Genomic DNA, 17,650 nt, shown 5'->3' on the forward strand with positions numbered 1-17,650 from the left:
TAAATAAAGAGATTGTTCGTTTATATAGGAGCCAGGCGCAAAGAAGGGGAAGTGATATCAGTTGGAATTTCAACAGTTGGCATCATTTGTCGAAGTGGCGAGATTACTCAATTTTTCCAAGGCAGCAGATAAACTGCATATCACGCAATCAACCATGAGTGCACGTATTCAAAAGCTGGAGCAAGAGCTGGGAGTCCCTCTGTTCATTCGGCTCGGCAAGTCCATTCGACTTAGCAAGTATGGCGAGACCCTTTTGCCCTACGCCTTGCAGAGTATTCAGGCTATGCAAAAGGGCATGAAAAAAATCGAAGAGCAAAAATCAGATCAGACCAGACGCTTGACTATCAGCGCAGCCAATCCGTTTGCCGGGATTTTTCTTCCTCCCATCTTGGCTGCTTTACATACCCTTGTACCGGAGATCAGCATCCAGGTACTGCGAAATACGGGATATTCGGACGAAATGTACAAAATGGTCATGGACTCCCAGATTCATCTTGCCTTTATCAATAATCCTCACGAGCCTGGAGTATATTCCGAGGAAAGCGCTGTTTGCCTGATTCCGTTGTACGAGGATGATTTTGTTCTCGTAGCCCGGCCCAATCATCCGCTGACAGGAAGAGACCGGGTGTCCACAGCAGATATAAAGCCCTATCCTTTATTGTTTATGGGTCAAAAGACTTCCATTTCCAAACATATGCTTCGCTACTTCGAGCAACAGCAGATGAAACAGCAAGACAAGTTAGAGATTAACAGTATTCCGGGTATCAAGGAGATGCTCAAACAGACGGATATGGTAAGCATGTTCCCGCGGTTGATCGTAAGAGGGGACCTAGAGAATAGAGATCTCGTAGAAATTCCGATGCGGCAACCCGCCCCTCCATTGGTCACGTATCTTGCATGTCAGCATGACGAAATCGAGCCGCATCTGTTGAAGATTATCCAGGAGAGTCTCGCGCGCACAATTACAGAACTGGGGCACCCGTGCAGGTTGTTCGCGGAACGGCTTGCCTGAAATATCGAAAACCTCGATGGCTATATTTAAACTAGCAATTGGACGGTTCTCCTTTTATCCAGTAGTTTGGAAGTATCAAGATTGTAGGAGGGCTAGGGAAAATGATAATCGATATTCATGGTCATGTCGTTGCTCCCCCAGAGTTGTATGCGTACCAGTCTTCACTTATGGCTAGCCGAGGAGCTCATGGCAGAGGAAAAGTCAATGTAAGCGACGAGAAGTTAATGAATGCGATCTGGGGCAGTCGTCAAGGTGAGAAAAAGACGCACATCGAATTATTAAATGAGGTTGGGACTGATATTCAATTCATATCTCCACGCCCTTTTCATGCCATGCACGCTGCGAAACCGGAGAAGATCGTCCACTGGTATACCGAAGAGGCGAACAACCTGATCGCTCGTGTATGCAAATTATTCCCGAATCGTTTTCTGGGGATTGCCGGTCTGCCTCAAAATGCGGATGTGAGTCCCGTGAATGTACTCGTAGAAATGGAGCGATGCATAAAAGAGCTAGGCTTCGTCGGGGTGATGCTCAATCCAGATCCGAACGAAGGAATCGGCACACCGCCACCAGGGCTTGGGGATGAATACTGGTACCCCGTCTACGAAAAAGCAGTGGAGCTGGATATTCCAATATTGATACACTCGGCAAGTTGTCAGTCACATCGAGAGAGCTACAGCCTGCATTTTATAAACGAGGAGACAATCGCTGTCATCTCCCTCTTAAATTCAAAAGTATTCGAAATGTTCCCAACGTTGAAAATCGTGATCTCTCATGCTGGCGGAGCAGTCCCTTATCAAATCGGGCGCTTCATGGCAGGACGTTATCGAACCAATTCGGAACCGTTTGAACAAAGTATTCGCAAGCTGTATTTTGATACATGCCTGTACACCAAGGATTCTTTGGAGCTTTTGTTCAAGACAGTCGGCGTCGATCGATGCATGTTTGGGACTGAAAATCCGGGGACAGGATCAGCGATTAATCCGAATACCGGCATGTACATGGACAACACGAGACCTGTGATCGAAAGTATTGAATGGCTGACACAGGAGGATAAGAAAAAGATTTTCAGTGAAACGGCCATCAAAGTCTATAATCTACAATTGAGATGAGGAGGACTCACCCATGGCAAAGATTGTGCTAGGTCTCGCAACTTCACACAGCCCCCAACTCAGTACCCCGACTGATCAGTGGCATCTGCATGCGGATCGGGATCAGATGAAAAAAGACCTGCATTTCCGTGGAAGTGTATACAGTTATCAAGAGCTTTATGAACATAGAAAATTGGAAGGCCTAAGCGCGGAAGTGAGTGGGGGGAAATGGCTTGAACGCTATGAACAATGGGAGCAGCGAATGGTGGAAGTGCGCAAAAAGCTACTTGACGTTCAACCAGATATTCTGATAGTGATTGGGGATGATCAAAGAGAGTTGTTTTTGGATGATGGCATGCCCACCTTCTCCGTATTTTGGGGAGATCAAGTACAGGTCATTCCCCATGAGGGACTGCACCCTTCCTTGGAAGCAGCGCGATGGTCCAATTTTGGCGAACAAGTGGAAACGTACCAAACTGAACCTCGATTGGGCAGGCACATTGTAGAGCAAATGATGGTAGAAGGCTTTGATGTCGCCCAGTTGACCCGTCAGGCGGAAGGAAGAGGAATCGGTCACTCCTTTATTTTTACCAAGCACCGATTGATGGCGGATGATCTGAATGTTCCGATCGTTCCCATCATGATTAATACGTATTTCCCGCCGAATCAGCCAACGACTGGACGCTGCTACTCGTTTGGGAAAGCTTTGGGCAAGGCGATTCAATCATGGGAAAGCGACAAGGGGATCGCGATCATCGCTTCAGGAGGGCTCAGTCACTTTGTGGTAGATGAGGAGCTGGATCGCCTCGCTTTGCAAGGTCTCATGAATCGGGACGAGGAGCTCTTGGCTTCCATTCCTGAAAATCAGCTGACATCCGGTACGTCTGAGATCAAAAACTGGGTTGCAGCGGCTGGGGCATTGCAGCATATGGAGATGAAGCTGCTCGACTATATCCCGGCGTATCGGACGGAAGCGGGAACCGGTTGCGGAATGGCTTTTGCCTGGTGGGAATAACGTAGACGACGGACCTCTTTGGAAGTCCGTCGTTTTTACTGAAACCACGTTCAACACTATCGAGAGGGTAAATGGGCATATCTAAAATATCAATTAGACTTTTATATAAATCTGAATTAATTTTATAGTAATCATTTATCTTCAATTTTAAGGGGAGAGTGTTCTAAAACGAAATGTAAGCGATGCCAAAAGCTTCAATCCTGGTAGAAGGATTCGACACGAACAAAAGAATTTTGACAAATAAACAGGTATGGAGGAAATCGACGATGACAGCCGCTTCTCTGCTCAGGTTTGAACATGTCAGCAAATCGTATGGGGAAACACAAATCGTAAAAGACTTGTCGATTGAAATCAAAGATGGAGAATTCGTTGCCATTTTGGGCCCGAGTGGCTGCGGGAAAACTACAAGTCTGCGGATGATAGCTGGGTTGGAGCCCTGTAACGGAGGCCAGATCATTTATCAGGGAGAAGTAATTGATTCTCCTGAAAGAGGCGTGTTTGTTCCGCCAGATAAACGCGGGATGGGCATGGTTTTTCAATCCTACGCGATTTGGCCGCATATGACGGTGTATGAGAATGTTGCCTATCCGCTCAAGCTGCGACGTATGCCAAAAGACAAGATCAAACTAGAAGTAGAGAACATCCTGGCCATTGTCGGATTGAAAGAAATGGCGGATCGGCAGGCCACGCAATTGAGTGGAGGTCAGCAGCAGCGTGTGGCATTGGCACGAAGCCTTGTCTTTCATCCCAAAATCCTGCTTCTAGATGAACCTTTTAGCAATCTGGACGCGAAGCTGCGCGAGCAAATGCGGATTGAAGTGAAGTTGCTGCAGAAACGTCTTGGTATTACGGTCATTTTTGTAACTCATGATCAGGTGGAAGCCCTAAGTCTGGCAGATCGGATCATCATGATGTCCAAAGGGAACGTAGAGCAGGAAGGAACTCCTCAGGAGATATACGAACGACCGCGGACGCCGTTTGTCAGGGATTTCATGGGCAAGACGATCATGTTGGAGGCAAAAATTGCTGACGTGCACCAGAACGGCCAAATCAGCGTTGTCAAAGACGGCAAAAACCCGGTAACGCTTACAACTTTCAATCATTACTTCCCTTTGCCACGCTTGGGCGAAAGATGCCTGATTGCCGTCCGATCCGAGCAAATCAGAGTAGTGCCACTGGAGCTGGCAGAAGCAGAAAGCGGGCATGAGCAGGAATTGCGCTTTTGCGGATCTATCGAGACACTGCTGTTTATCGGTGACCAGTATGAAGCGTTAATTACGCTCGACGATGGCGAACAGCTGCACCTTTTTATTCCAAAAACACACCACTGGCAAGAAGGTCAGGCGATTATACTCCGCTTTAATCGGGAGGTGAGTGTATGGCCAGAGTAGAGCCTGCCCCTGTCGTAAGGGAGAGGGTGAAAACGAAGCACAATCCTTTATGGTGGGCTTTTTTCAAAGGGAAGAACCTGATTTATACCATCGTTACACTCAGTGTGGTATTCGTTGTTTTATATCCCGTGCTCCTCCTCTTCATCAACAGCTTCAAGGAAGGCGCATTCGGTCAGGAGACCGGGTGGGGGCTGGCAAACTGGAGACTCGCTTTGTCCGAGCCTGATTTGCTCTCCGCCATGGTGAACACACTCAGCCTTACAGGAGTTCAACAGGCCATTGCGATTATCGTTGGAATCTTATTGGCATGGCTGATCGCACGGACTGATCTGCCGGGGCGGGATTGGGTGGAGTTTGGTTTTTGGGTAACGTTCTTCATCCCTACGCTTCCCATGACCCAGGCCTGGATTTTGTTGCTCGATCCGGACAGAGGTTTGATCAACCATTTGTTTGCGTCGATTCCTCTCCTCAGCTGGATCAAGATGGACATTTTTAGCTGGTGGGGGATTGTCTGGGTTCATCTGGTAACTACAACAGTTGCGATCAAAGTCATGCTCCTGACACCCGCTTTCCGAAACATGGACAGCTCACTCGAAGAGGCTTCACGGGTACATGGTGGCACCAACTTCACAACCTTGATGAGAATTGTCGCACCCATTATGGCACCAGCGATTCTCGTCGTGCTCCTGATGGGGATTATTCGCTCACTAGAAGCCTTTGAGGTAGAGTTGATTCTCGGCGGCCCGCAGCATATTGATGTTTTCAGCACCAAAATATACCGGTTGCTCAGCCAGTCGACTCCTGAGTACGGGGCAGCGACAGCACTCGGTTCGTCGGTTCTGGTCCTTTTGCTCCCACTCATTTTGTTCCAGCAATGGGTTACACAAAAAGGTACCTATGCGACCGTCAGCGGCAAATTCAAATCACAGCCATACCGATTGGGCAAGTTTCGCTGGCCGATTTTTGCCATCGTGATCTTGATGGAATTGATGATGACCGTATTGCCGCTCTCGGCACTATTAGTCGGAACATTCATGAAATTATTTGGGTTCTTCTCCATTCCGGATCCCTGGACGCTGAACCACTGGAAATTGGTACTGACGCGTCCTGATTTGCTGCAAGGGCTGGGTAATACACTTGTGCTCTGCTTCTGCACAGCAATTCTAGCGATGCTGCTGTACTCTATCATCGCCTACATCATCGTTCGCACCAAGTACAGGGGGCGAGGACTTTTGGATTTTACGGTATGGTTGCCTTCGACGCTTCCTGGGATCGTTGTAAGCCTGGGGATGTTGTGGCTGTTTTTGAGCTTTCCATTGTTCCAGCCACTCTACGGAACGATATTCATTTTGATTTTGGCGATTGTTCTGGCGGCAGTTACAACGGGCACGCAAGTATTGAAATCGAATCTGACCCAGCTGGGAAATGAGCTGGAGGAAGCTTCTTGGGTGCATGGAGCCTCCTGGTGGTATACATACAGGAGAATTATTTTGCCATTGATTGCACCTGCTATGGCGGTTGTAGGAATCTTCGGGTTTTCGGTAGCAGCCAGATCTACGAGTATTGTCGTTCTCTTATCTACAAGCGAGACTCGGCCTCTATCTGTTTTGCAGTTGAGCTATATGGGGGATGGCAGCTATGAGGCAGCCTCCGTGGTCGGCGTGATTATTCTGTTCCTGACGATCGGAGTGGCTCTGGTAGCACGAATTTTCGGATTGAAGCTGGGGGTAGGCAAATGACGAAGGGAGAAGGAAACATGACTGAACAATCATGGTTGAAACGGTTAGGCCAGTTGGACACCTGCGCGGTCTCGGACGCCATGGAAAAGGTTGGGTTAAAAGGGGCTGTCTTGGGTATTCGTCCGATGTGGTCTTGTCCCCGCATTGTCGGTAGAGCGGTCACGATCAAAATCAAGCCGGTGGGACTGGTACGCCCAACCCAGCATCTATGCACTCCAGCAATTGAAGCTGCACAAGCTGGTGACATTTTGGTGATCGATAACGCAGGCAGGACAGACGTTGCGACGTGGGGAGGAATCTTGACTTACGCTGCAAAAGTAAAAGGCATAGCTGGTGTTGTCATCGATGGGGCCTGTCGCGATCTGGATGAGAGCAAGGAGCTGGAATTCCCGGTATATGCAAGGTCGGCTGTTCCTGTCACTGCCCGTGGTCGAATTATGCAGGAATCATTTAATGAAGAAATACAAGTCGCCGGGGTCAGTGTGCTGGCAGGTGATTTGGTGATCGCAGACGCGAGCGGAGTCGTACTCGTTCCTTTGAAGAGAGCAGAAGCCGTAATCACAGCGGCAGAAGCCATCGCCCTTCGCGAGAGGCGGATGGCCGAGGAGATCGGGAAAGGACGATCAGTTGTCGAGGTGATGGAGAGTATGCAGTACGAGACGATGAATGTGTCAGGAGAGGAAGCCGAGCATGGAAAAAATCATTGAATCATTCAAGGCGATTTCGATTGCTGCCGTCTCTGATGCCATGGACAGTTTGGGTATTCATGGAACGTGTATTGGAATCACTCCGGTTAACTACGGATATCAGATGGTCGGGCGAGCATACACGGTCAAGTATTTGCCAGTCTCCGTGCAAAAAGGAACGGTGGGAGATTACATTGACGATGTGCCGGCAGGTAGCGTGGTTGTTTTAGATAACGAAGGCCGAATCGACTGTACTGTCTGGGGCGACATTCTAACGTCAGTCGCGCATAGAAAAGGGATCGCAGGCACGGTGATTCACGGGGTGTGCCGGGATGTCGCGTGCTCTCTGGAATTGAAGTACCCGATTTTTTCCCGCGGCAAATTCATGCGTACTGGGAAAGACCGCGTCGATGCCGTTGCTTTCTCTGTCCCGATCTCACTCGGGGACGTTAAGGTGCGTCCAGGCGATATTTTATATGGCACAGACGATGGTATGCTGGTTATCCCGCAGGAAAGGGAAGAGGAGATTTTGGTTGTAGCGCAAATGATCGAGGAAAAAGAAGAAGGAATCCGCGCAGAGGTGCTGAAAGGGACCCCTCTCAAGGAAGCGCGTGCCAAATACGGCTATCACGAGCTGCAGTCCAAAAAGATCTGAGCATATCACATCGAGGAAGGTGGGTAAGATGTCCAGCATTATCAAACAGATTGAGCGTCCGGAGTCTGGCGTCATTCAAAGCGTAGCTGGCTTTTCTTCGGCGACTTTGCTGGAGGCAGCGGGAAAAAAGGGAGCGCTGCCGTCAGGAATCAAGCCGCTTTCGACTTCCATGAAAGTATGCGGACCTGCCATCACCGTTAGTTCGCCGCCACGAGATAATCTCATGCTGCATGAGGCAATGATAGTCGCGCGTCCTGGTGATATTCTAGTCGTTGAGGTAGCAGGTGAATACGAAGCGGGCTATTGGGGAGATATCATGACCTATGCTGCCATCCAGAAAGGAATCAGCGGCCTTGTCATTGATGGCTGCACAAGGGATGGCAATGACGTCCGGGAAATGGGTTTTCCTGTCTTCTCACGCGGCCTCTGCATCCAAGGGACAGGAAAAGCGGGTGGTGGAACAATCAATCACCCGATTCAAATTGGCGACGTCCACATTCACCCTGGAGATATCGTGTTCGGCGATAGTGATGGGGTTGTGATTATCCCAAGATCCGAGATCCATTCCATTTTGCAAAAAGCACAGCAGCGAGAAGAGGAAGAGCAGAGAGTTCGAGAGCAGCTCAAGCAAGGCAAGACAACGATGGAAATATACGGGTGGAAGTCGCAGCTTTCATCCTGATTCTTAAAAAACAATCAGCGCCAGCCTGTGAGGAACGTCATCACAGGCTTTTCGTTTTTTGGTTGTATAAGGTGTCATCTGTCAAGAGGGAGAGTGCTGGTAAAAAGTTTTTTGTTTGACTTTTCAGTGAAATCGAAGTACATTTTTGTTAGACGATATTGTTAAACAATTAAAACTTGTAGAGATGGGGTAGTAGCGAGGTGAGCAGACAATCAGAGACGGCCTATCAAACAATTAAAGAGAAGATATTTGATGGCACATTCCGTCCTTCGCAGAAGTTGATTGAGAGCCAGCTGGCAGAAATGATCGGAGTCAGCCGAAACACGATCCAAAAAGCGCTTCTTAGGCTGGAACAGGAAAATCTGGTCGAGATTGAGTCCAACAAAGGGGCGACGATCAAAGCATATTCGTTGGATGAAATCATTTATTATCTGGAAATTCTAGAGGTATTGGAAAGCCTGGTAGTAAAAAACGCGACCTGTCACATTACTGAGGTGGAGCTGGACGAGCTAGAAGGTACAGTTATAGAAATGGAGAAGTGCCAGCAGCAAAATCAGTTTGATGAATACACGTCGCTCAGTATGAGATTTCGCGAGATCATCTACCGCGTCGCAAAAAATCAAAAAGCAGTAGAGTTGATCCGTGGAATCAGGACGCCACTGCGCCGCTATCAGTTAAGAACGATGCTGCTACCTGGAATTAAGGAAAACTCGATCAAGGAGCATCGCAAGATTTTTGATGCCCTGAAAAAAAGAGATGAAAAGGGCGTAGAGGTCGCGATCCGTTCCGATTTGTCTATGGTGCGGGAAAGCTTTGTGCAAAACTATCTTCTTCTCCTGTAAGGAAGGCAGAAATGAAGTTATTTTTATAGAACGCAAACAGTTCGATGCTGTCTGCGTTTTTTTGCGTGCAAGGAAGTGGATCTACTAATCACATAATTCAAAATTGTGTAAACAATTTCATTGACAGGTAAAGGAGCGGGCGATATAATCAGAAATAACAACAATATTGTTCAACAATATTGTCTAATAAAACTGAACGACACGAGGTTGTGTACAACGTTAAAAAGGGATGACTGACCGCCATAGTGATTTTTCGTTTGTACGCACTGCAAAAGAATTGGGGGGGTATGGCCATGATCGATGCAGGGAATCAAGCAGGAAAGAGTGATTTTATGCCTGTAAAGCAGCTAGTCCAACTACTGAGTGACGGGCAGAGAAGCGGTCTGTGGGAGCAGGTGGACATTTCGGATTTGCAAGCCCTTTGTGAGCTGGTCATTCACATGTACGGTCGCCGGGTTGAGCACCTGCTGACGACTGAACAAAACGCCCAGCCATTCATGCCGTTACCGAAGCACACTACAGTGCCGGATACGGAAGCAATGATGTTTATCAATGGATTGATGGAGGGCAAGCATATCGAGCTTTTCGAACTTCAAATGTTCAAAAATTTCTAAAAAAGAGGGGATAACAATGGAACATTACGTTTGTGAGAAGGCGGAATTGGAGCAAAGAAAAATGTACTATGTTTCGCTCGAAGGAATGGAGATCGGGGTCATTCTGGTAAAGAACCAGATCCATGCGATAAAAAATACATGCCCGCACTTTGAAGGGCCGGTGTGTCTGGGTAACGTCTCGGAGCGTGTACGCATGAGGCTGGACGAGAATAAGATGAGCGGCGGGGACTACCATTCCAGTGACGAGGTGAATATCGTCTGTCCCTGGCACGGATTTGAATTCGATATCGATTCGGGAAAATGCATCGCCGATCCACGTTTCACATTGCGCAAGTTCCAACCTCATGTAAAAGATGGCAAGGTTTACATCACGATCTAATCAATTTTTTTGCATCAGAAAAATACCAAAGATAACAAATAGGAGGGAAAAGCGAGTGAAGATTGAATTGAGTTTGGAAAAAAACTTTTTGGACAACGCCGAGAGGCAGGCGTTAGCCCGTGGCTTATATGATATTCCGATTGTAGATGCCGACTGTCACTACATGGGGACTCCTATGAATGTAATTGCCGAGTATGTGGAAGAGCCGTACCGGAGCCGGTTACGGGTCCATAGCAATGGCTCGAAGCACATTTATGTCGATTTGGGTGACCGTACAATGGCAGGGCGGATGAAAAGCATTCCGCTGTTCGTGAAAAACAAGCAGCCTGAAGGCGAAATGATGCCGAAAGAAATCTACCCGCTCCTGAAAAGCAGCATGAAGATGGCTATTGATTACAATATCGTCTTTCCTACCGATTTACTGACCCTGGGGGTGCATCCTGATTCAGAGATAGAGGTGGCGATCGCTTTTGGATTTGCCCGCTGGATGACGGAGGAAGTTTTACCTCAGAACGATGCGATCAAGACGATGCTGTACTTGCCGTTTTCCAATCCTGAAGCATGTGTGAAAATCGTCAAGGAATTTGGCGGAAAAAGAGGAGTGGTCGGTTTCCTCGTAACCAGCCTGCGTTACCAGCCTGTCCATCACAATTCATATATGCCTCTGTACAAGCTGCTAGAGGATATGGGGCAGCCACTTGCTTTCCACACGGTTTCACACTGGATGGAGCGGCCGTTCCAGCAGTTGAATCGATTTCTCTCGGCACATGCCCTCGGTTTTCCTCTGTACAACATGATTCAGGCGACGAACCTGATTATTAACGGTATTCCCGAACGCTTCCCGGATCTGAAGTTTATTTTCATTGAAGCGGGCGTTTCCTGGATTCCGTTCCTCATGATGAGGTTGGATACGGATTATCTGTACCGTCAATCAGATGCACCTTTCCTGACAAAAAAACCGAGTGAATACATGAAAAATTTCTACTTTACATCGCAGCCTCTGGAATACACAGACAACGTGAATATGATGAAGGAAATCTTTTCAATGTTTGATGCGGAGAATCAGCTTCTCTATGCGTCCGACTATCCTCATCAAGATTTTGACACCCCTGCATCCATCTACGATTTACCCTTCCTCAGCCAGTCGGCCAAACGGAAAATTTTGGGGGGAAATGCTTTGAAATTCTTCAACATCACGGAACCTGTCCTGCATGCAAAAATCCGTCGAGAAGAATCGCTGGCTGAGGCCTCCAGAACATAATACGATATAATTTGACGGAACCGATGACAACATGCAAAACAGGCCCTCGCGATTGGGGGCCTGTTTATTATGGGAGTACGAATTAGAAGTCCGTCTGTTCTTTGAGGCGAAGCGTCGCCAAAAGCTTCAGTAGAAGCTGAAGTAACCGAGTCAGCTGAGTTTCATCCAAACCGTTAAAAACCCACTTTTGTTTGTCCCAATAGTCTTGCAGGTGTTGTGGAATGAATGCCTTGGATTTTTCCGTCAGCACGATAATCGAGCTTCGCCGATCCGCAGGGTCCTTCATTCGCTGTACCAAGCCGTCCTGCTCCAGTCCGTCGATCAATTTGGTCACGTTCGTCTTGGTGACGTTTTTCTGTTGGCTGATGTCTGTCATCGTGAGATTTTGTCCATCAGAGCGGAAAAGAAGGAGCAACGTTGAGAATTTGGCATGGCTTAATCCCAGTTCCATAGTGTGTTTGTTAAGTTGAAAAATAGTCAGATTGTAGACGCGGGCGAGCAGAATGGATAACGCTGCCGATGAGCGATGGATGTCGGGTGTGACGGCATGGTACGAATCAAGAATGTCAGACATCATGCTTGACACAAGTCTTGCCTGTTCTTTACTGGCATCCAAGGAATAAACAGCGGCTTCCGATTTTTGCTGAAGGGTGGCAATCAACAAACAGATGAGTGATAGCATATCCTCTTGCTCGTTTTGGTCCAGCCCGTCAAAAATCCATTTTTGCCTATCCCAATAGGATTGAAGCTGATCGTAAACCACCGCGCTGCCTCTTTCCGTAAGGTGAATGATGGCGCTTCTGCGGTCAGCTGGATCTTTTTGCCTCTCTACGTATCCGTCCTTTTCCAACGCGTCGATGAGGTTTGTGATATTAGTCCGGGTCACATGCTTTTGCTGGCTGATGTCTGTCATGGTCAGATGCTTGTTCTTGGAGCGAAACAAAAGAAGCATCGTGGAAAATTTGACATGTGTCAGTCCAAACGAGAGAGTATGCTTGTTCAACAAGGTGATCGTCAAATGATGACACCGCGAAATAAAAATAGGCAGGGCGGCCTGTGTCCGATGGATGCCTGGAGAAAACGACTGATACGTATCCATGTGAGCCTTCATCTTTTGCTCCAATGCCTTGATCTGAGTTTGAAGATCGTCATGAGCCATTTGATTCATACAACGTCCTACCTTTGTTTGAATTGTAAACAGGTTTATTATCTGTATCGACATCGTAACACAGGAGGGAGTCAAGGGACAATTCGGAAAGATGAAATTTCTGAATAATCCATCAAAGGCTTATTGACACGACAAATGGGATTGGTTAAGATGGAATTAAATTAGTAAACGTGTTTACTATTAACTCATTCATTAAAATAATTTTCTTATTATCATGGGAATATGGAGGAGTTGCAATGGGGATTCGGACTGGAAAACAGTACAAGGAAGGATTACGTTCGCCACGAGAGGTCTACATCAACGGTGAGAAGGTAACGGATGTTACACAGTACCCGGCCTTTCGTCGCCCGATTGAAGCAATTGCCAACCTGTATGACATGAAGCACGACGCTCGCTACCAAGCTGCTCTTACCTTTTCCTCACCGACAACCAAAGATCTGTGCGACATTTGTTTTATGCCGCCAAAAAATGCAAATGAACTCGGAAAGAAAACGGAAGCCTACAAGCTATATGCCAAATCCACCTATGGGGTAATGGGGCGATCGCCCGAATTCATGAATGCGCACATTATGGGCATCGCGGAGAGTGCCCGCTTCTTCGGAAAGTGGGGAGAGCAATTTGAACAGAACATGCACCGTTATTTCGAGTACGTAAGAGAGAATGACCTTTTTTTGACGCATGCGCTCGGAACCCCTCAAATCGACCGTTCCAAGGCATCTCATGAACAACGGGACCTGTTTCTGCACCTGGGAGTGAAGGAAGAGACGCAGGAAGGCATCATTGTCAGAGGAGCAAAACAGCTTGCCACCATGGGTCCAATTACTGATGAGCTTCTGGTCTTTCCTAACGGGCGGTCGTTCAAGGAAGGGGATGAACGCTACTGCATGGCTTTTGCGATCCCGGTCTCCACGCCTGGTTTGAAAATGCTGTGCAGACAACCTTTCGTTCCCCAAGACGACCGAAACGTCTACGACCATCCGTTCAGCAGCCGATTTGAAGAAAATGATGCAATGGTAGTGTTTGACGATGTACTGGTGCCATGGGAGCGCGTCTTTTTTTACAACAATGTGGAAGCCGCCAATACGATGAGATTTAACGCAGACGTTTCCATTCATGCGACTCACCAGGCAACGGTCAGAAAATTAGTGAAATTCGGAATGGCAGCAGCAATCGCCAGCAAATTGACAGACTCGGTCAAAACGAATGTCTTTCCGCAAGTAGCTGAGAGGGTGGGTATCATCATCGCCATGCTGAAGTCCCATGAATCGGCACTATATGCAGCTGAACAGTGTGGTGAATTCAACGAAAACGGTAATTGGAGACCAAACAAGGACTACTTGGAGGCCCAAAACATTCTGTATGCCAAAAACAATGAAGCGATCGTCGATTTACTCAAGCAAATGGGGGCCGCAGGCTTGATGCTGACACCTTCTGGACACGACTTCTTCGGCCCGGAAAGTGAAAACTTCCAATACTATTTCAGCGGGGCAAACAGCGACGGTTTCCATCGCGTTCAGATTGCCAAAATGGCGTGGGACTTTTTCGGGGATGCTGCAACACAACGTCTGCTGCATTATGAACGGTTCTATATTGGGGACCCGATGTTTTATGCTGCCGGATACTCGAATCGCGCGAATATCAAGGAGTGGATGTCGTTAACGGATGAGCTTTTGAATGAGGGGAGAGCAGTATTCTCCACGCAGGTCAAGTAATCAGGAGGCGAGAGGAAAATGGACGTACGAGCTTTGCGCAATGCTTTTGGTAAATTCGCAACGGGGGTCACAATCGTAAGTTTTATGGACGGTACCCAGATCGCGGGGATCACGGTCAATTCGTTCACCTCAGTCTCCATTGATCCACCTCTTTTATTGGTGTCCATCGACAAAAAAGCGCGTTCTCATGAAGGACTCTTGAATAAACCGTTCATCGTGAACGTACTGGCCGCGGGGCAAGAAGCACTGGCTTGGCAATTTGCAGGCAGGCCGCAGCTTGATCTGCAGATCGATTGGGAGCATTCGACGATCGGGCCACGTTTGGCGGGAACGCTTGCCAACTTCGAATGCGAGCCGTGGAACGCGTATGATGGGGGCGACCATACACTCATTGTCGGAAAGGTAGTTTCCTTCTTGTATCGCCAAGGGGATGCACTTGGATTTTTCAGCGGCAAATTCCACGAGGTAGCGACGCCATCCTGACACCACCTCAAATAAACAGAAGCAGAGCGGACGACAAATGTTCGCTCTTTTTTCATGTGCTATCGATATATTCGATCTATATATGAAAAGTTTAGTTTGGACGTACGAAGTGTTTTTGCAGTACGATCGTGGCAAAGAAACAAAACAAGTACGAATAGCCTCGGTGGCAGGAAAGGAATAGAGCAGATGATACCAGGGGAAAAGAAACGACGAAGCGCAACAGAAAAAAGATGGCTGTTGAGAGAGCTGCTACAGAGAAAAAGCCTGACCGTCATGCCTGGCGGATTCAGTCCCCTATATGCGCGTGTTGCCGAGGAAGCCGGTTTCGAGACGTTTTTCCTCGCTGGTTCTCAGCTTTCCGCTTTTCTATACGGGGTACCAGATTCAGGGATCATCGGTCTACGTGACTTGGTTGACCACGCGCGCCACATGGCAGCACGCACCAATATTCCCATTTTTATAGATGCCGACACCGGTTTTGGAAATGCAGTAAATGTCCATTATGCCGTAACCGAATGCATCCATGCAGGAGTAGCCGGAGTGCAGATAGAGGATCAGGAATCCCCCAAAAAATCAGGAATCAGCTCAGGGCGCAGGTGCATCACGATAGAAGAAGCTGTAGGCAAGTATCGTGCTGCAATCTCTGCTAGGGACGCACTTGATCCGAGTTTTGTTATTTGTGCACGCACGGATGCACTGGGTGCGGAAAATAGTAGTTTTGAAGAGGCGCTAGATCGCTGCATCGCGTATGTGCAAGAAGGAGGAGTCGACTTCATTTGGTTGAATTCTGTACAAACGCGGGAGCAACTAGCTCGGGCATGCAAAGAAATCCCTGCACCCGTGCTGACGATCTGGGGAGGAGCGCAACCAGCTCCTACGTTAGAGGAATATGAGCAATTAGGAGTCCGCATCGCTTTGTATCCTACACTCGCCGCTTCAAGCGGTCTTCAGGCCGCATGGCATGTCCTGCACGATTTCAGATCGAGAGGTACCGAGGCTCTATTGAAGTGGGGGCAAAGTATCGAGAATAGCCCTTTTGGTCGCGCACATCTTGATCATTTGACAGGAGCTGCCGAGGTAAGAGAGTTAGAGGAATTATACTTGCCCGAAAGCGTAAAGCGAAATTATGAAAGCACTTGGGGACACAAGGATATGCTGGCCTCAGTCTTGCAGGAGTTACAAAAGACACATCACGAAAGCAACTCGTCATAACATCATGGTGGATTCAAGCAAGCTTCTGTTTTCTGCGGCTTGTTTTTGTCCTGTTTCATGCCTGGTGGACATACGGTGTAAGGAGGAATATACGTAGAGGTGGTATCATGGGTGCCGTAATCCAGGTCTTAGCCTTCGTATCCATATCGTATGTCTGGTTCACCTGGTTTGTCTGGAAAAGAAGAAAACAAGTCGAACCGATGCAGGGCATGGTGAGCGGAATGACAGTCGGCATGATGGTTGGGCTGATCGCCGGACTGTTATTTGGTGTCTTGTTTAAAGGGGACCTCTCTTATTCCACGATGCTGAGCATTGCGGCAGGCGCATTTGCCGGATTGATATTTGGTATTCCTTTGTCTGTCCTGACGATGATCGAAGGGACTCTCTCCGGAATGATGGCGGGAATGATGGGAGCCATGCTAGGGGAGATGGTGCCCTATGAGCAAGTGGAACCGTTGTTGTTTTTGTTCGTAATGCTCTATACCTTTTGCATCATGCTTTTGACAAGACTGGTTGGAAAAACTGCAGAGGGGTCGGGTACGTCAGGGAAGCGAATTGGATTTCATCATCCTCTTGCTGGGGCGATGGTGCTCATTGGTGTGTTTCTCTGGTTTCAATCATTCCCTGCGCAAAGCAATTCGACGGCTCACGAAACAAAACAGAGTGTCGATCTCGTCGCCTCCGATTTTTTCTATCACCCACAGCAAATCGTGATGAAAAAAGGGGAAGAGGTAAAGGTGACTTATCACAACCAGGGGAAGATGGAGCATGTCGTGGAGATCATGTCAAATGGAAATATAGAAGTCATACCGAACGCTGCGCATCACAATCACTCCCACGAAACGAAGTCGACGGGCGAACTCCATTTGTACGCGCAGCCCGGTGAATCTGCATCCTATGTGATACGTGCGAGGGCAGAGGGCGTCTATTCGTTTTACTGCATGGTCCCCGGTCACAAAGAAAAGGGGATGGTCGGCAGCTTGATCGTCAAATAAACGCTGGGTGAATTGAACTTGCCCCTGTTATTAATACTACCTTGCCTCGTAAGTCTTGCATGTGTTGTCCTCCTATATGGGTAAACTCGTTTCTGATTGATAGAAAAGAGGGGATTTTGTCTAAATAGGGAAAAACGATCCTCTCTTGATCTTACTGTAATTAACATAAAAATTCTGTGTTTTGTTGACAGATCCCTAGTGCTTCCCAAATTTTTCAGACAACGTTACTTAAAAAATGGGCTCATACCGCTGGAACGAATACCCAGTACTTCGTCATAAATGTAGAGTAGCTACATGAGTGGCGGAGGTGATACGAATGGATGATTATAAAAAAGAGCTGAAAAAATTAAAGCCTGCTGAATTCAAAGCTGAACAAGTTAAGCCTTGGGATAAACAAAAAACAAATGAAGCCATGTTGGTTCAAGGGCGCTGTGGTCACAGATGCGGCCGATGTGCACGTTGCAGTTGTTCATGCAGTTGTTCTTGCAGTTGCTCTTGCTCTTGCTCTTGCAGTTGTTCCTGCAGCTGTGTTACTTGTTTCTTTTGCGTTTTCCCGTGCATCTCATGCGCTCGCTGCTTTTAGTCAGTGTCAGCACGCAAATAGAAAGCTCCTGCCAAGCAGTAAACAGGCAGGGGCTTTCCTCTTTTCTTTTCAGGAATGACGGACAAAGAGCGATACATAAAATGAACGTGACACACTGAAGTGGCAAGTG

Annotated in this window: 18 protein-coding genes; 17 read left to right on the forward strand and 1 reads right to left on the reverse strand. The window is 47.8% G+C overall.

Annotated elements, in window-relative coordinates:
- The first annotated feature begins 61 nt into the window (after window positions 1-61).
- The 12 genes from ACIFQN_RS10995 to ACIFQN_RS11050 all read left to right on the forward strand — a co-directional run bounded on the left by ACIFQN_RS10995 (window position 62) and on the right by ACIFQN_RS11050 (window position 11,367).
- A complete protein-coding gene (locus ACIFQN_RS10995; RefSeq protein ID WP_429833061.1) occupies window positions 62-1,012 on the forward strand; it encodes a LysR family transcriptional regulator in 951 nt (316 codons plus the stop codon).
- A 101-nt stretch (window positions 1,013-1,113) separates the two neighbouring features.
- On the forward strand, window positions 1,114-2,124 hold the full coding sequence (locus ACIFQN_RS11000; RefSeq protein WP_429833062.1) for an amidohydrolase family protein: 1,011 nt from the start codon (window positions 1,114-1,116) through the stop codon (window positions 2,122-2,124).
- Window positions 2,125-2,137: 13 nt separating this feature from the next.
- Window positions 2,138-3,118: a hypothetical protein gene (locus tag ACIFQN_RS11005; protein ID WP_429833063.1), complete on the forward strand. Its 981-nt coding sequence runs from the start codon at window positions 2,138-2,140 to the stop codon at window positions 3,116-3,118.
- Window positions 3,119-3,384: 266 nt separating this feature from the next.
- On the forward strand, window positions 3,385-4,509 hold the full coding sequence (locus ACIFQN_RS11010) for an ABC transporter ATP-binding protein (RefSeq protein WP_429833064.1): 1,125 nt from the start codon (window positions 3,385-3,387) through the stop codon (window positions 4,507-4,509).
- Window positions 4,497-6,248, forward strand: a complete 1,752-nt coding sequence (locus ACIFQN_RS11015) for an ABC transporter permease (protein ID WP_429833065.1) — start codon at window positions 4,497-4,499, stop codon at window positions 6,246-6,248. Before ACIFQN_RS11010 ends, ACIFQN_RS11015 begins: the two co-directional genes overlap by 13 nt.
- A gap of 17 nt (window positions 6,249-6,265) precedes the next feature.
- The gene (locus ACIFQN_RS11020; RefSeq protein ID WP_429833066.1) at window positions 6,266-6,955 is read left to right on the forward strand and encodes an RraA family protein; all 690 of its coding nucleotides are present in this window, start codon (window positions 6,266-6,268) and stop codon (window positions 6,953-6,955) included.
- Window positions 6,939-7,589 (forward strand): RraA family protein, encoded by a 651-nt coding sequence (locus tag ACIFQN_RS11025; RefSeq protein WP_429833067.1) that lies wholly within the window; start codon window positions 6,939-6,941, stop codon window positions 7,587-7,589. Before ACIFQN_RS11020 ends, ACIFQN_RS11025 begins: the two co-directional genes overlap by 17 nt.
- A gap of 28 nt (window positions 7,590-7,617) precedes the next feature.
- Entirely contained in the window at window positions 7,618-8,271 is a 654-nt protein-coding gene (locus ACIFQN_RS11030; protein ID WP_429833068.1) for a 4-carboxy-4-hydroxy-2-oxoadipate aldolase/oxaloacetate decarboxylase, read from the forward strand.
- A 200-nt stretch (window positions 8,272-8,471) separates the two neighbouring features.
- Window positions 8,472-9,113, forward strand: a complete 642-nt coding sequence (locus ACIFQN_RS11035; protein WP_429833069.1) for a GntR family transcriptional regulator — start codon at window positions 8,472-8,474, stop codon at window positions 9,111-9,113.
- Window positions 9,114-9,406: 293 nt separating this feature from the next.
- A complete protein-coding gene (locus ACIFQN_RS11040; RefSeq protein WP_429833070.1) occupies window positions 9,407-9,727 on the forward strand; it encodes a hypothetical protein in 321 nt (106 codons plus the stop codon).
- A 16-nt stretch (window positions 9,728-9,743) separates the two neighbouring features.
- On the forward strand, window positions 9,744-10,106 hold the full coding sequence (locus ACIFQN_RS11045; RefSeq protein WP_429833071.1) for a Rieske (2Fe-2S) protein: 363 nt from the start codon (window positions 9,744-9,746) through the stop codon (window positions 10,104-10,106).
- Window positions 10,107-10,161: 55 nt separating this feature from the next.
- Window positions 10,162-11,367: an amidohydrolase family protein gene (locus ACIFQN_RS11050; RefSeq protein WP_429833072.1), complete on the forward strand. Its 1,206-nt coding sequence runs from the start codon at window positions 10,162-10,164 to the stop codon at window positions 11,365-11,367.
- 82 nt (window positions 11,368-11,449) lie between these two features.
- Here the strand turns inward: ACIFQN_RS11050 and ACIFQN_RS11055 are convergent, their stop codons facing one another.
- Complete coding sequence (locus ACIFQN_RS11055) at window positions 11,450-12,535, reverse strand: MarR family winged helix-turn-helix transcriptional regulator (RefSeq protein WP_429833073.1); 1,086 nt, start codon at window positions 12,533-12,535, stop codon at window positions 11,450-11,452.
- Window positions 12,536-12,771: 236 nt separating this feature from the next.
- Here ACIFQN_RS11055 and ACIFQN_RS11060 point away from each other — a divergent pair, with 236 nt between their 5' ends.
- The 5 genes from ACIFQN_RS11060 (at window position 12,772) to ACIFQN_RS11080 (ending at window position 17,520) form a co-directional block, all read left to right on the forward strand.
- Complete coding sequence (locus ACIFQN_RS11060) at window positions 12,772-14,247, forward strand: 4-hydroxyphenylacetate 3-hydroxylase family protein (protein WP_429833074.1); 1,476 nt, start codon at window positions 12,772-12,774, stop codon at window positions 14,245-14,247.
- 18 nt (window positions 14,248-14,265) lie between these two features.
- The gene (locus tag ACIFQN_RS11065; protein WP_429833075.1) at window positions 14,266-14,730 is read left to right on the forward strand and encodes a flavin reductase family protein; all 465 of its coding nucleotides are present in this window, start codon (window positions 14,266-14,268) and stop codon (window positions 14,728-14,730) included.
- A 186-nt stretch (window positions 14,731-14,916) separates the two neighbouring features.
- Window positions 14,917-15,942, forward strand: coding sequence for an isocitrate lyase/PEP mutase family protein (locus ACIFQN_RS11070; protein ID WP_429833076.1), 1,026 nt, complete (start codon window positions 14,917-14,919; stop codon window positions 15,940-15,942).
- A 107-nt stretch (window positions 15,943-16,049) separates the two neighbouring features.
- Window positions 16,050-16,937, forward strand: coding sequence for a cupredoxin domain-containing protein (locus tag ACIFQN_RS11075; protein WP_429833077.1), 888 nt, complete (start codon window positions 16,050-16,052; stop codon window positions 16,935-16,937).
- A gap of 316 nt (window positions 16,938-17,253) precedes the next feature.
- Window positions 17,254-17,520 (forward strand): heterocycloanthracin/sonorensin family bacteriocin, encoded by a 267-nt coding sequence (locus tag ACIFQN_RS11080; protein ID WP_429833078.1) that lies wholly within the window; start codon window positions 17,254-17,256, stop codon window positions 17,518-17,520.
- Window positions 17,521-17,650: the final 130 nt, after the last annotated feature.

The sequence above is a fragment of the Brevibacillus sp. NRS-1366 genome, from assembly GCF_050467985.1.

What these genes read in the sequence shown, in the direction of transcription:
- ACIFQN_RS11040 (WP_429833070.1), top strand. Translation starts at nt 9,407, where the DNA reads ATGATCGATGCAGGGAATCAAGCAGGAAAGAGTGATTTTATGCCTGTA.
- ACIFQN_RS11000 (WP_429833062.1), top strand. Translation starts at nt 1,114, where the DNA reads ATGATAATCGATATTCATGGTCATGTCGTTGCTCCCCCAGAGTTGTAT.
- ACIFQN_RS11030 (WP_429833068.1), top strand. Translation starts at nt 7,618, where the DNA reads ATGTCCAGCATTATCAAACAGATTGAGCGTCCGGAGTCTGGCGTCATT.
- ACIFQN_RS11020 (WP_429833066.1), top strand. Translation starts at nt 6,266, where the DNA reads ATGACTGAACAATCATGGTTGAAACGGTTAGGCCAGTTGGACACCTGC.
- ACIFQN_RS11060 (WP_429833074.1), top strand. Translation starts at nt 12,772, where the DNA reads ATGGGGATTCGGACTGGAAAACAGTACAAGGAAGGATTACGTTCGCCA.
- ACIFQN_RS11025 (WP_429833067.1), top strand. Translation starts at nt 6,939, where the DNA reads ATGGAAAAAATCATTGAATCATTCAAGGCGATTTCGATTGCTGCCGTC.
- ACIFQN_RS11005 (WP_429833063.1), top strand. Translation starts at nt 2,138, where the DNA reads ATGGCAAAGATTGTGCTAGGTCTCGCAACTTCACACAGCCCCCAACTC.
- ACIFQN_RS11080 (WP_429833078.1), top strand. Translation starts at nt 17,254, where the DNA reads ATGGATGATTATAAAAAAGAGCTGAAAAAATTAAAGCCTGCTGAATTC.
- ACIFQN_RS11070 (WP_429833076.1), top strand. Translation starts at nt 14,917, where the DNA reads ATGATACCAGGGGAAAAGAAACGACGAAGCGCAACAGAAAAAAGATGG.
- ACIFQN_RS11015 (WP_429833065.1), top strand. Translation starts at nt 4,497, where the DNA reads ATGGCCAGAGTAGAGCCTGCCCCTGTCGTAAGGGAGAGGGTGAAAACG.
- ACIFQN_RS11010 (WP_429833064.1), top strand. Translation starts at nt 3,385, where the DNA reads ATGACAGCCGCTTCTCTGCTCAGGTTTGAACATGTCAGCAAATCGTAT.
- ACIFQN_RS11065 (WP_429833075.1), top strand. Translation starts at nt 14,266, where the DNA reads ATGGACGTACGAGCTTTGCGCAATGCTTTTGGTAAATTCGCAACGGGG.
- ACIFQN_RS11045 (WP_429833071.1), top strand. Translation starts at nt 9,744, where the DNA reads ATGGAACATTACGTTTGTGAGAAGGCGGAATTGGAGCAAAGAAAAATG.
- ACIFQN_RS11055 (WP_429833073.1), bottom strand. Translation starts at nt 12,535, where the DNA reads ATGAATCAAATGGCTCATGACGATCTTCAAACTCAGATCAAGGCATTG.
- ACIFQN_RS11075 (WP_429833077.1), top strand. Translation starts at nt 16,050, where the DNA reads ATGGGTGCCGTAATCCAGGTCTTAGCCTTCGTATCCATATCGTATGTC.